Origin of the sequence: Streptomyces sp. 13-12-16 (assembly GCF_002114215.1) — a bacterium.
In the GTDB taxonomy this organism is placed as follows: domain Bacteria; phylum Actinomycetota; class Actinomycetes; order Streptomycetales; family Streptomycetaceae; genus Streptomyces.
This window is the reverse complement of the sequence record NZ_NCTE01001192.1, coordinates 1213-13169: the sequence shown is the minus strand read 5'-3', so window position 1 is coordinate 13169 and position 11957 is coordinate 1213. Positions and strand designations below refer to the sequence as shown.

Here is an 11957-nt window from a genome sequence, read left to right as displayed (position 1 = left end):
CGGGGCCGACGGGGTCGGCCGACCGGGCCGGGACGCCGTCGGTCCGGGGGACGGCGTGGACGCCGGCGTCCGCCGTGCCGTGCTCGACGGATCCGCCGTGAACGTCCAGGACGGCAACGGGTTCAGCGTCGGAAGGGACAGGTCGTTCGAGGCCGAAGGCGTGGGGCTGGGCGTGCCGCCGTCCTGCGCCACCAACACCCATACGCCGATGCCACCGAGGACGAGCACAGCGGCACCGCCTGCGATCCACGGGGCACGCCGGGGCGGGCGTCGGTGACGGTTCATGGTCCTACTGTCCTATGCGACCTGACGGGGCGCCTGTCGCACCGTCCGGACATCGTGCTTCCCGCCCGGTCGTTCAGCCCGTGCGGGTGACGCGGAGACCTCTCCGGCCTCCTTCCGAACGGGGTAGCTCCGGGTGCACCACGACGACCCGGGTTCGAGTCTGGGGTCATGCGCATCCGTCCGTGGGCCATCGTGGATCCGCCCGACAGCCGTGGCCTTCGCCGGGTCACCATCGGCGGTGAGACGGTCGGCAGCGCCTGGTCACCGGACGAGCTGCGAAAGATACTCGGCCGTTCCGGTTACCCGGAAGACACGGACCTGGATGACCCGTCATCCGTATTCTGGCGCGGGGGTGACAGCAGGACCTGGCCCGACCGGGCCTGGAGAAGGCGCACGGCCATGTCGCTCATGATGGCCGGACTGCTCGTCTCCATGGCTTTCAGCGTGGTCATCGGATGGCCGGACGCCTCAGGGGCCCTGACTTTCGCACAACGTGTCACCGGTGCTCTGTTCGTCCTGTCGGGTGTGGTGCAGGGAGTGGCGGCGACAGCGGCTCGGGACTACTGGGGAAGGCGGTACTACAGGGCCTCCGGGGCAATTGTCCTGCTCGGGGTCTTCATTGTGCTGGCCACCGCCACCCTCCTCCTTTCCCTCTGGCTCGAGGAGAGGGAGTACACGCATCACATATGGGTCTACATGCCCCTGCTGTGCTGGTCCCTGTGGGCACTGTCCCTTCTTGTGCGCGAAAAATCATGGGAGTGCGTCCCGCACCCCAAGAAATTCGCTGCCGGGGTGGCCGCCACGGCGCTCCTGACAGCCGTCAGCCTCGCGTATTCCACCATGTACCAGCCCGCTGCGGCCCCCATGCACTTCACTCTGAAGGCGGAGTTCGGGAAAGCGTGGGAGGACCGCAACGTCCCGTACGTGCACGTCCCGCTGACGTTGTACATGAAAAACACGGGAGGAATCCCGGTGTACATCGTCAACGACATCTACAGGGTCCGCGGCAGGGGTGCGGAGTACTCCAGCGGCGAGGAGGACATGACGACGGAGTGGAGGGAGAGCGTGGGGCGGCAGGGAAGGAGTGAGGGGGAGGCGGAGCTCCACGTCGACCGGCTCAGATACACCACGATAAGCAGTGGCCGGTTCTCCGAATCCGGCAGCTCGCTCGACGTGGGGCAGGAATACTCCATGAAACGTGTGTTCCAGCTCCCCAGGGATGCCGGATACGACACCGTGAGTGTCGAATTTCAGATCTCGTACATGAGGAAAGATCGCGGCAAGCTCGATGTGGAGGATTTCAGGCTCGCTCATCCCTCATGGGAGGAGAACAGCGGCTACCACTGTCCGCCGGCGGTATGCGGGGAGCAACTCATCTATCGTGGAAGGGTGCGGCACAACAACAACCTCATCAACGTGACGCGCAAGCCGCGCTATGTGACGGCTGTCTGGTCTCCGCGGGGACGGTTCATCTCCTCCATTTCATCACTCCGCTTCGATTACTCCGGGCTGGGCGACTACCAGGAAGAAAGGAGGGAACAGGAAAGGTACGGCGCCGCGAAGGCCCGTGCGGATTCGGAGGTCTCCGTGGCGGAACTGCTGGCATCCGCAGGAGTGTGACCCGGCCGCCCGCCGGCCTACGTGAGCCAGGTGCCCACAGTGACGCCGAACTCCTCGTCGAGGTACGAGGCGGTCTGCTGGCAGTAGAGAGCAGAACCGCTCAGCTCCCCGAACAGCCTGTCGCGCGGCACGATCTCGGCGAGTGCGGTGACGAGCGGCACGACGTCGAACGGGGCCCGGGAGTCCTCGTTGTTCCGCAGTTGAGCGAGGACGTCGAGCTGGTCCTTGCTCTTCTCCTTCGCCTTGTAGAAGTCCTTGACCCCTTCGTCCTTCCACTGCGCGGGCACCAGCTTCTTCAGCCCGCGCATGATGCTGGACTCCGGGGCGGCCTCGAATATGGCACTGGTGCAGAGCGCGGCCGCCTTGCCGAGGGACTCCTCCGGGCGGTCCTGGGCGGACGCGGATTCCTCCTGCTGTTCCTTCATATGAGTGGTTCGCTCATCCAGTTCCTTCTTGGCTTCGGACCGCTCCTCCTGCGACGTCTTCGGATCGGTGACTTTCCTCAGCAACGAGCTGACCTGCTGGGTGATGTCCGCCAGCTTTTCCCGTTCCCTCGGAGGTGTCCTCCGGTCGCGCACGATCTCCGAAGAGGCGCCCAGCAGCATCGCGGTCGATTGGTCTTGGTCCGGGCCCTTGCTTTCATCCGGCCCCTGGCTTCCGTCCGTCGAATCCGACTGCGTGCCGTCCGGGCTTCTCTCCAAGGCGTAGTGCGTATCGTCCACTGTGGCGATCAGCGTTCCCCGCAGCTCCTGTGGCGTCTTGGGGTCGCAGATGACGTCCAGGACGGATGTCGTCCGCTTGACCACCAGGATGAGCATGGACCGCTCTTCGGGCGGCACCCGTGGACTGCTGATCGTCTTGAGCGTGGAGGTCACCTGCTTCACCAGCGCGGTCAACTGTTTCCGCAGTTCGGGAGGGGTACTCGGATCACTGATGACCTCCAGCGCGGTGGTCAGGTTCTCGGCGCTCTCGATGATTCCCTCCCTGTCCTGCGGCAACGTCTCCGGGGCGTCGAGGGCGCTGACGATGTCCAGCAAGGTGTCCACGGCCGGCGCGAGTTCCTCGGGGACCTTTTCCTTCTCCTCGCTCAGGGACGTCGTCACCTCATCGGATTCCGTCTCCAGATCCGACGGGTCTTCGGGTGTCTGCTCGTCCGTTCCACCGGAATCCGACGTCGGGGAATCCTCAGGCGTCTCGTCCGAGGTGGAGGTGGGAGACGGCGGGGAGTCCGTGGAATCGTCGGGGACGCCGGAATCGTTCGACTCGGTCGTCGGTGGAGGGGAGGAAGGCCCGGTGTCTTCGTCGGTGGGATCACTCGGCGGAGAAGGAGGGGGCGACGGGGGGTCCGTGGTCTGAGCGGGGGCTGCGACGGCGCTCCCGGCCGGATCGCGGGACTCCGGCATGGATACCGTCATGCCGGCCGGCAACGCGAGCGCCGCAGTCAGAAGGGAAACGTTGGCCGCGTGAAAGACATACCGCCGGGATGTTCTGGCCATGATGGTTCCGGATGGGCTGTGCGCTGTGATGCTTCGGCCCGTCGGCGATTCTTCCCCCCCGACGGCGGCTTCGGGAAATGCGAAGCCGGAAGAATGCGCAGCCGATATGAATCCACTCTTCACCTGTCCGGCACACCCCGCAACGGGAACATCGGACCCCGGACGCTGCCACCGATCGTCCCACCCGTTTGCAGCGGACCCCCGGCAGACGCATCGTAGGAAGTGGGGGAGGGCTTGCCGTGGGGCCGCTTGTCCGCCCCGGTGCCCGCTTCCCCCTTCCACTCCTGCCGCACCCCACAGCCATGTGCGGTGCGAAGAGGGAAGGATCCCGTCATGCCCCACCCATGGATGCCTCAGGCCCTCAAGGCGGACGTCGGGGACCATGCGCCGTGCGACCCCGAGTTCCCGGCGAGGGCGATCGCGCACATCACGGCGGACAGGGAGGCCGACGCCGAGGCTCCCCTGGATCTCGTCCCCTTCGGCAACCTCCAGGGCTTCTTCACCGGCGGCGGCAAAGGCCGGGCTCCGCACATCCTCTGGGACCCCTTCACCGGAGCGTTCGCCCAGTTCTTCCCCGCCACCTCCCGCAGCAAAGCCCTGTCCGACACGGCCGGCGGTACTCGTACCAACCGGGCCGGCAAGGTGGTCATCCAGATCGAGGCCCTGTTCTTCCCCCACTGCCGAGTCGACGGCAAGGTCTTCGCACGGCTGGTCGACACCCCTTGCCAGGGCTGGGACGCCCTCCACGCATGGGTCAGCTCATGGGACGTACCGGACGTCTGGCCCATGGGTCCTCCGACTTCCCTGTCCCGCCGTACGTGCCCGGACGACGAGTGGAGGTCGCGGGGCGGGTGGTACGCCCATGCCCACGTCCCGGAGAACGACCATGTCGACCCCGGCTCCTGGCCGGCGTTCGTGTCACGGCCGCCCGGACCGCTCCCTGACGAGCCCCGGTTCGAGCCGTTCCCCGGGGCGTCGTTCTTCCGTGCGGGACGCAGGTCGCCCGTCATCGCGGAAATGCACGGCCGGCTCGTCGCCGAGGACTGCGACCGCTACACGTCCGGCACCGGCATCGACGTATGGGGACCGGGCGACGTGAGGTCCTACACCGCCTGGCAGCGGAAGCTGGGGTTCGAGGGCGGCTCCGCCGACGGCGTTCCCGGCCGGTTCAGCTGGGACAGGCTGGCCGTCCCCGGCGTCTGAGGCGTCGCGAGCGCCGTGCCGGAGCGTTCCGGGAACGGAACCGGCGGACGGGCCGTCAGAAAACCCGCGGGCCAGCCCGGTTCCCGGGTTTGCGCGCCGTTCCCATCGGGCGCATGGTGGAAGAAGAGAGACTGCGACAGTCAGCGGCGCACGGTCCGGAAGGACCCGTGGCTCCCGGGCGGGGGCGCCGCTGTGCCGACCGGCAGGTCACTCCTTACCGGCCTCCACGCCGATCGACCACTTCCGGCGCCGGTACGGTGACATCTCGCGCGTTCGACAGACGATCCCGCACCGTCATCCGGCGCCTCGCCGAGCCCCACGGAAAGGAGAGAGGGCCATGCCCGCGACGGCGCCATTCCCAGGAGCGGGATTCTTCCACAAGGGACAACGCAGCCCCGTCATCGCCTCGATGGGCAAACGCCTGGTGGCGGAAGGGTGCGGGAAGTACCGGACGGGTCCGGGTCCCGAGTGGACCGATACCGACCAACAGTCGTACGCCGCCTGGCAGCACAAGATCGGGTTCGAGGGAGCCGATGCCAACGGCATACCGGGCAAGGCGAGCTGGGACCGGCTCCGCGTCCCGACGGCGACGCCGGCCCCGAGTGGTGCCCGCGTCACATCTCCCGTACCGGGGCACGGCGTCACGACCCCCTACGGGAAGAGGGGGCCCCACTGGAGCCTGGGCCGTCACACCGGCGCGGACTACGCCGCCCCGAAGGGGAAGCCCTGTGTCGCGGTGCGCGACGGTTCCGTCGTCCGCAGCGGACACGACCGCAGTTTCGGCGACTTCCTCGTGCTGCGCGTCGGCGGGTTCGACTTCTACTACTGCCACCTCTCCGAGCAGACCGTGAAAGGGGGCCCGGTCAAGGCCGGCCAGAAAGTCGGGGAAGTCGGCTCCACCGGGAACGCCACCGGCCCCCATCTCCACTTCGAGAAGCGCCCGGCCGGCGGCCGTTTCGGCTCCGACGTGCCCCCCGACTGGTGACCGGGAGAGCCCGTCGGCCCGTCAGCGGTTCTCGCGAGCCGGTGTGCAGCCCGTACCGGCGGCACCGGTCGGGTGCGGGGCGTGTAAGGCCCGCGGGTGCCGGAAACGCTGCCACCCTCGTCCTTCACGGACGTCAGTACCTTCTACGCGCTCTTCTCCACCACCTGCTTCACTCTGGTCGGCCTGTGGTGGAACGTGGTGCAGAGCCATACCGACTGGATGCGTGAACCAGCCCCGCGCCGCATCGTCGGCGGGGTCTACCCGTCCTTCCTGCTGCCGGCCGTGATGGGCCTGTTCGCCCAGGTCGGCGGCGTCGAGAAGCCGCAGGTCTGGCGGGCGGCCTCCATCGTCCTCTCCGCGATCGGCTGTGCGTCCACCCTGCGGCTGCCGGCCCGCGCCCGCGGCGACCACTTCATCACCTGGCAGCGGGCCGCCTCCGCGCTGATCGCCGTCGTCGGCGCGTTCCCCGATCTCGCCCGCCATGTCGGGCTGCGTCCCATCCGGACCGAGGCCCTCATGCTGATCGCCCTGGTCGTCCTCGCTCACGCCCTGGTCCGGCGGTACATGGCGGGGGAGGGCCGTGCCGACGAGGATGCCTGATCCCCGCGCCCAGCACCTCGCCGTGTCCGGACTGCTGCCTCTGCGGCGGTGACGGACACGCCTCCCGGACGCCCCGCACGACGGAAGGTGCCCGCCGACGCCCCGGGGGTCAGCGGGACCGGACGACGAGTCGGACGTCGTCCTCGGCCGGACGGCGGTAGATGCCGTCGCTCCGGTGCAGATGGTGCAGGTCGACGAGGTACCGGCGCAGGGTCACATGGTCGGTCCGGCCCCCTTCGCACCAGACGCGGAGCCTTTCGTCGACCTCCTTCTCCGCGTACTCCCGGCCGGGCTCGAAGGCGCGTTCCGCGATGTGGCGCAGTACCAGCTTCTTCCGGTTCCACTGAGCCGGCAGCTTCACCAGCCGTCCGTCCCGTACGAACGTGCGGAGCACCGCCTCGACCCGCTCGTCCCCGGTGCCGTGGTCCTGCGCGGGCCGTGGCCCGGCCGCCTCGCGCGCCAGGCGGCGGAACGAGTCGTAGGACACCGCGAGGCCGTCGGCGTCCGCCGTGAGGGCCTCCCTCTCCTCGAGCCGCCGCAGCGCGAGGAGGGCCTCCCTGGCCGGCAACCCGGTCCGCTCGACGACCTCGGCGGCGCTCGTCGCGCCCAGCGCCACAGCGGCGAAGACCCGCACCCGGGTCTCGTCGGCGAACAGCCCGGCCACGTCTTCGCCCGTCATGCTCCGTCTCCGTCCTTCCGGGAGCGGCACTCCCCGAACCATGCCACCGGGACGCTACCCCCGGGACACAGCGGACGCCCGTCGTTTTCCGCGCGAGCTTCCGGATGTCCGGCATGTCGAGCACGTCACGTGAGGTGCCCCCGCCCGGCTTCGTGGGAGCGAACTTCATCAAAGCCGTCGGACGACGTGGGATCTTCACACGTATGGGCATACGGGGAGGGCGGGAAAGCGGAAGAAGGCACAGGCGGCCGGGCATACGGGCGGCGGGCGGGGCGTCGGTCCGGCAGGCGAGGAGGTCACGATGACAGGGTCGGAGCACAGGGAGGGCCACGGGCTGTCCGTGCCGATCACTTCCGCCGCGCTGGAAGCCGTCGGCGCGGGCGCCTACGTCGTCGACGAGCAGGGCTGCATCATCGCCGTCAACGCCCGCGCCGAGGAACTGCTGGGCCGGCCCGCCACGGAGCTCCTCGGCCAGGACGCGCACGACCTGCTGCACCGGGACCCGCAGGGACAGCAACTGCCGAGAACCCAATGCGCGATGCGACAGGCGTTCCACGCCGGACACCCGGCCCAGGGCGACGACGACCACTTCGCACGCGCCGACGGGTCGGTGCTGCCGGTCTCCTGGCTGATCACCCCGTACGACATCGGCGACCGCCGGGCCGCCACACTCGTCGTCTTCCACACCCCCGAACACCCGGGGACCACCGGTCCGCGACCGGAGCCGCCGGCCCGGTCGCTGTCGGAACTGCAACGGCTGGCACTGCTGGCCGAGACCACCGCGCAGCTGACCTCCACTCTCGACGTCGACGAGGCGCTGCGGCGGCTGGTGGCCCTGGTCGTGCCCCGGCTGGCGGACTGGGCGATCGTCGACCTGATCACCGAACGTGACGAGGTGTGGCGCACCGTCGTGGTCCACGCCGAGGGCGACACGCCGGTGCGGCGCGAGGACCTGCAGGGACCGATGCCGCCGATCCCCGAGGAATCCCCGATGCCCCTGTCCAGAGCACTGCGCGGGGTCGCCTCCACCCTGGCCGGTCCGCAGACCTACCAGGGGACACCGGATTCCGGCATCGCGGTCGAGCAGGGCCGCCTGTTCCAAGCCACGGGGATGCACTCCGCGGCCATCGCACCCATCCGCGGTCCGCGCGCGGTCCTGGGCGCGCTCACCCTGGGCCGTACCGAGACTCCGGCGGCCTTCGCCCCCGTGGACCTTCCGCTGATCGAGGACATCGCGCGCCGGGCCGGCCTCGCCCTGGACAACGCCCGCCTCTACCAGCGTCAGCGCAAGGTGGCCGAGACCATGCAGAACCACCTGCTGCCCCAGATGCCGGGCCTTCAGGGCCTGGAGATGAACGTCCGCTACCTGCCCGCACCCGACGCCTCGCATGTCGGCGGCGACTGGTACGACGCCTTCCCCCTGCCCGACACGTCCACCGCCCTGGCCATCGGCGACGTCGTCGGCCACGACCTGGAGGCGGCGGCCGGCATGGCGCAGGTCCGCAACATGCTCCGCGCCTACGCCTGGTCCCAGCACGAGCCTCCCAGCCGCGTCGTCGAACGGCTCGACGAGGCGGTCCAGCACATCACCGACGTCGCCATGGCCACCATGATCTTCGGCCGGATCGAAACGGCCCACGACGGTCACTGGCAGCTGTCCTGGACCAACGCGGGCCACCCTCCGCCGCTGCTGATCAGCCGGGACGGCCTGGCCGACTACCTCACCGACGGCCACGGCATCCTCCTGGGCACCCAGACGGGCCTGCGGCGCCCCGACGCCACCGCGCTGCTCCCGCCGGGTTCCACCCTGGTGCTGTACACGGACGGCCTCATCGAGGCGCCCGGCCAGAGCCTCGACACGGGGCTGAACCGGCTGCGCCAGCACGCCGCCGCCCTCGCCCACCGCCCCCTCATCTCGTTCACCGACCAGCTGCTCCGCCGGGTCCGCCCCGCCGACAACGACGACGACGTGGCCCTCCTGGCCCTGCGCGTTCCCGAGGGCTGACCCCGCAAGGGGGCTTCGGAGGGCCGATCGGCCCAGGCGCGGCGCGCCTCGGCCGTCCCGGCGGGCCCCGGTGGAGGATCGGCGGGGCGGCCCCGCGACAGGCCGCCCGGCACCGTCCACCGCGTGAACGAGGTCCGGCCATGGAACAGTCCGACGACCCGCTGCCGAAGCCCTCCGCCGACCGGGTGCCGGAACGCGCCGGGGACGGCGCTCCCGGCGTCACGCGGGCGGCGACGTGACCGCCGGACCGCGCGGGCGCGGCCGGTACGGCGAGGACGTCTTCCGCCCCGGACAGCCGCACGAGGACGAGCGCATCGACCACGGGGCCCTCGCCTACGACGGCATCACCCTGGCGCGGCTGCGGTCACTCGGAGCCGGCCCGGGATGGCGCTGCCTCGACGTGGGCGCCGGAACGGGCACGGTATCCCGCCGGCTGCTGGCCGAGGCCGGGGTGACGAGCGTGCTCGCCGTGGACCGCGACGTCCGTTTCCTCACCGAGCGGCCCGTTCCGGGGCTCGACGTGCTGGAGGCCGACATCACCGCCCCGGACTTCGCCCCCGGCCGGTTCCGGCTCGTCCACGCGCGCTTCGTGCTGATGCACCTGCCCGAGCGGGAACGTCTGATCAGAGCACTGGCCGGACTCGTCGCGCCCGGCGGTGTGCTGGTGCTCGGTGACGCGGTCGACCTGACGAGCGACCAGGCGCCCGGCACGCCGTACACGGTGGCGATGCGGGCGATGTGGCGGGGACTGCGGGAGACCATCGGCACCGACGTCTCCTGGGTGCCGTCGTACCCCCGGCTGCTGCGCGAAGCGGGGCTCGTGCGTGTCGCCGCCGAGATGCACGCGCCGCCGCTGCTGCCCGGCAGTCCCATCAGCCGCTTCTGGGCGGACACCTGGGAGCGGAGCAGAGCGGCGATGCTCGCCACCGGCCTGGTCGACGACGACGCCGTCGACGCCGCGGTCCGGTACCTGGACTCCGACGAGTGCGCCGCGCTCTCCGCCGGCCTGCTGACCGCCTGGGGCCGGAAACCCGAGGAGGCCCGGAGCTGACCGCTTCCGACCGGAGCGGCTGTGAAGCCCAAGGCGTCGGCTCACGTCAGGACGACGCCGCCCGCCCTTCGGCGGTACGTGTGGCGAGGTCCTCGTCGGTGATGGCGCGGACCACGCGGCAAGGGGTGCCGAGCGCGACGGTCATCGGGGGAATGCTGCGGCTGACGACACTGCCGGCGCCGATGACCGACCCGTATCCGATGCGGACGCCGGGCAGGACGACGGCGTTGCTGCCGATCCACACCTTGTCCTCGATCACGATCGGATCCGAGAACCGCCCGAAGTCGCTGCGCCGCGAGGGGTGCACCGGGTGTCCCGTCGTGGTCAGGGTCACGCTCGGAGCGATCATCACACCGTCACCTATGCGGATGTCGACATCGTCGACGAAGGTGAGGTTCACGTTCCCGAAGAAGTCGTCGCCGATGTGGACGTTGCTGCCGAACCCGGCGTGGAACGGCGGCAGCAGCACCGTGCGTTCACCGACCGACCCGAGGATCGCGACGAGCAGCGACCGGCGCTTCCCCGTCTCACCCGGTGGGGTGTGGTTGTACTCGAAGATCTGCTCGGTGCGGCGCCGGGGAGCCTGGAAGGCCGCTTCCGACTCGGTGTAGACGAGCCCCTCGGCGATCCGGGCCAGGACCTCTTCCTCGTGTTCCTCGTGCGCGTGCGTCACAGCGGAACGGCTCCGTTCGTCCAACTCCCGGGCCCGGGCCCGACGCGCCCTCGGCCGGCCGCGCGCACCGAGCCCATGCCTTCGCCTGGACCACGGCGCCCCCGTCCCGCATTATGACGCTTGCATGACAGCCACTATGTCGCGATGACGACCGGGACGGTGACCGTGCGCGGCTCCCTGGGCAAGACACTGCTGACCGCTCTCCTCCTGCCGGCGCTCCTGGCGCCCGTTCCCGCGGCGGCGGCCCCGCAACAGAGCACTTCCCGCACGGAAGCGGCTTCCGCCGCCGCGGACTGGACGGCGCCGCTCAGCACGCGGGGCCGCTGGATCGTCGACGCGGACGGGAACCGGTTCAAACTGCGGTCCGGCAACTGGCACGGCGCCAGCGGTACCTGGAACGGCACCGGCAGTGCGGACGACGACGCCAACCACCACGCCGGGGAGAACGCCGGCCGGATACCGCTCGGCCTCGACCGCGCCCACGTGGCCGACATCATCGCCGGCTTCCGGGAGATCGGGATCAACAGCGTCCGGCTGCCCTTCTCCAACGAAATGATCCACGACACGCGTCCCGTCACCGACGACGCCGTCGCCGCCAACCCCGCCCTGAGAGGGAGGACCCCGCTCCAGGTCTACGACGCCGTAGTGCGCGAACTCACCCGCTCCGGCCTCGCGGTGATCCTCAACAACCACACCAACACCACCCGTTGGTGCTGCGGAGTGGACGGCAACGAGCGCTGGAACGCGAGCCGGTCCACGGAGGCCTGGGAGAACGACTGGCTGTTCATGGCCCGCCGCTACCGGGACGACAAGCGCGTCGTGGGCGCGGACCTCTACAACGAGGTCCGCCGCGACATCTGGGACGACCCCAACTGGGGCCTCGGCGACGACCACGACTGGTTCAGCGCCTCCCAGCGCCTCGGTGACCGCCTCCTGACGGAGGCCAACCCCGATCTCCTCATCGTCGTCGAGGGCATCAACTGGACCGGCATCCCCGTCGACGGGTTCGCGCACGGGCGCCCCGCCCTGGAACCCGTACGCCATCTCTCGCACACCCTCGTCGACTCGGGCAAACTCGTCTACTCCGCCCACTTCTACGGCTACACCGGCCCGAACCACAGCGGCGCCACCGGGATCGGTGAGACCACCGACCCCCGCTACCAGGACCTCTCACCCGCCGAACTGACCGACGTACTGGACCGCCAGGCATTCTTCGTCACCGCCGAACAGGACCGGCACTTCACCGCCCCCGTCTGGATCAGCGAGTTCGGCGTCGGCGGCCGTGAGGAGACGGGCGCCGCACCACGCGCCTGGTTCGAGAACTTCGTCGACCGGCTGATCCGCGCGGACGCCGACTTCG

At 70.0% G+C, this 11957-nt stretch carries 10 protein-coding genes; 7 read left to right on the top strand and 3 right to left on the bottom strand.

Going from position 1 to position 11957, the window contains the following annotated elements:
* The first annotated feature begins 453 nt into the window (after positions 1-453).
* Positions 454-1905 (top strand): DUF308 domain-containing protein, encoded by a 1452-nt coding sequence (locus B7767_RS37370; protein WP_143652860.1) that lies wholly within the window; start codon positions 454-456, stop codon positions 1903-1905.
* A gap of 17 nt (positions 1906-1922) precedes the next feature.
* Here the strand turns inward: B7767_RS37370 and B7767_RS37365 are convergent, their stop codons facing one another.
* On the bottom strand, positions 1923-3401 hold the full coding sequence (locus tag B7767_RS37365) for a hypothetical protein (protein ID WP_143652859.1): 1479 nt from the start codon (positions 3399-3401) through the stop codon (positions 1923-1925).
* A gap of 333 nt (positions 3402-3734) precedes the next feature.
* Here B7767_RS37365 and B7767_RS37360 point away from each other — a divergent pair, with 333 nt between their 5' ends.
* The 3 genes from B7767_RS37360 to B7767_RS37350 all read left to right on the top strand — a co-directional run bounded on the left by B7767_RS37360 (position 3735) and on the right by B7767_RS37350 (position 6189).
* The gene (locus B7767_RS37360; RefSeq protein WP_085575874.1) at positions 3735-4604 is read left to right on the top strand and encodes a peptidoglycan-binding protein; all 870 of its coding nucleotides are present in this window, start codon (positions 3735-3737) and stop codon (positions 4602-4604) included.
* Positions 4605-4941: 337 nt separating this feature from the next.
* Positions 4942-5589 (top strand): peptidoglycan-binding protein, encoded by a 648-nt coding sequence (locus B7767_RS49455; protein ID WP_085575873.1) that lies wholly within the window; start codon positions 4942-4944, stop codon positions 5587-5589.
* 96 nt (positions 5590-5685) lie between these two features.
* Positions 5686-6189 carry a hypothetical protein gene (locus tag B7767_RS37350; RefSeq protein ID WP_256923705.1) on the top strand — a complete coding sequence of 168 codons (504 nt, stop codon included), beginning with the start codon at positions 5686-5688 and terminating at the stop codon, positions 6187-6189.
* 109 nt (positions 6190-6298) lie between these two features.
* Here the strand turns inward: B7767_RS37350 and B7767_RS37345 are convergent, their stop codons facing one another.
* Entirely contained in the window at positions 6299-6868 is a 570-nt protein-coding gene (locus B7767_RS37345) for a DUF2087 domain-containing protein (protein WP_085575872.1), read from the bottom strand.
* 301 nt (positions 6869-7169) lie between these two features.
* Between B7767_RS37345 and B7767_RS37340 the strand changes: the two genes are divergently transcribed.
* Entirely contained in the window at positions 7170-8873 is a 1704-nt protein-coding gene (locus B7767_RS37340) for a SpoIIE family protein phosphatase (protein WP_085575871.1), read from the top strand.
* A gap of 235 nt (positions 8874-9108) precedes the next feature.
* On the top strand, positions 9109-9924 hold the full coding sequence (locus B7767_RS37335; RefSeq protein ID WP_085575870.1) for a class I SAM-dependent methyltransferase: 816 nt from the start codon (positions 9109-9111) through the stop codon (positions 9922-9924).
* 46 nt (positions 9925-9970) lie between these two features.
* On the opposite strand, the gene B7767_RS37330 is transcribed toward B7767_RS37335, so the two are convergent.
* Positions 9971-10597 carry a sugar O-acetyltransferase gene (locus B7767_RS37330; protein WP_085575869.1) on the bottom strand — a complete coding sequence of 209 codons (627 nt, stop codon included), beginning with the start codon at positions 10595-10597 and terminating at the stop codon, positions 9971-9973.
* A 144-nt stretch (positions 10598-10741) separates the two neighbouring features.
* Between B7767_RS37330 and B7767_RS37325 the strand changes: the two genes are divergently transcribed.
* The coding region (locus B7767_RS37325) for a glycoside hydrolase family 5 protein (protein WP_143652861.1) at positions 10742-11957 on the top strand (1216 nt) is incomplete at its 3' end.

Excerpts from the sequence above, each read along its gene's own strand:
- B7767_RS37370 (WP_143652860.1), top strand. The coding sequence starts at position 454 with ATGCGCATCCGTCCGTGGGCCATCGTGGATCCGCCCGACAGCCGTGGC.
- B7767_RS37365 (WP_143652859.1), bottom strand. The coding sequence starts at position 3,401 with ATGGCCAGAACATCCCGGCGGTATGTCTTTCACGCGGCCAACGTTTCC.
- B7767_RS37360 (WP_085575874.1), top strand. The coding sequence starts at position 3,735 with ATGCCCCACCCATGGATGCCTCAGGCCCTCAAGGCGGACGTCGGGGAC.
- B7767_RS49455 (WP_085575873.1), top strand. The coding sequence starts at position 4,942 with ATGCCCGCGACGGCGCCATTCCCAGGAGCGGGATTCTTCCACAAGGGA.
- B7767_RS37345 (WP_085575872.1), bottom strand. The coding sequence starts at position 6,868 with ATGACGGGCGAAGACGTGGCCGGGCTGTTCGCCGACGAGACCCGGGTG.
- B7767_RS37340 (WP_085575871.1), top strand. The coding sequence starts at position 7,170 with ATGACAGGGTCGGAGCACAGGGAGGGCCACGGGCTGTCCGTGCCGATC.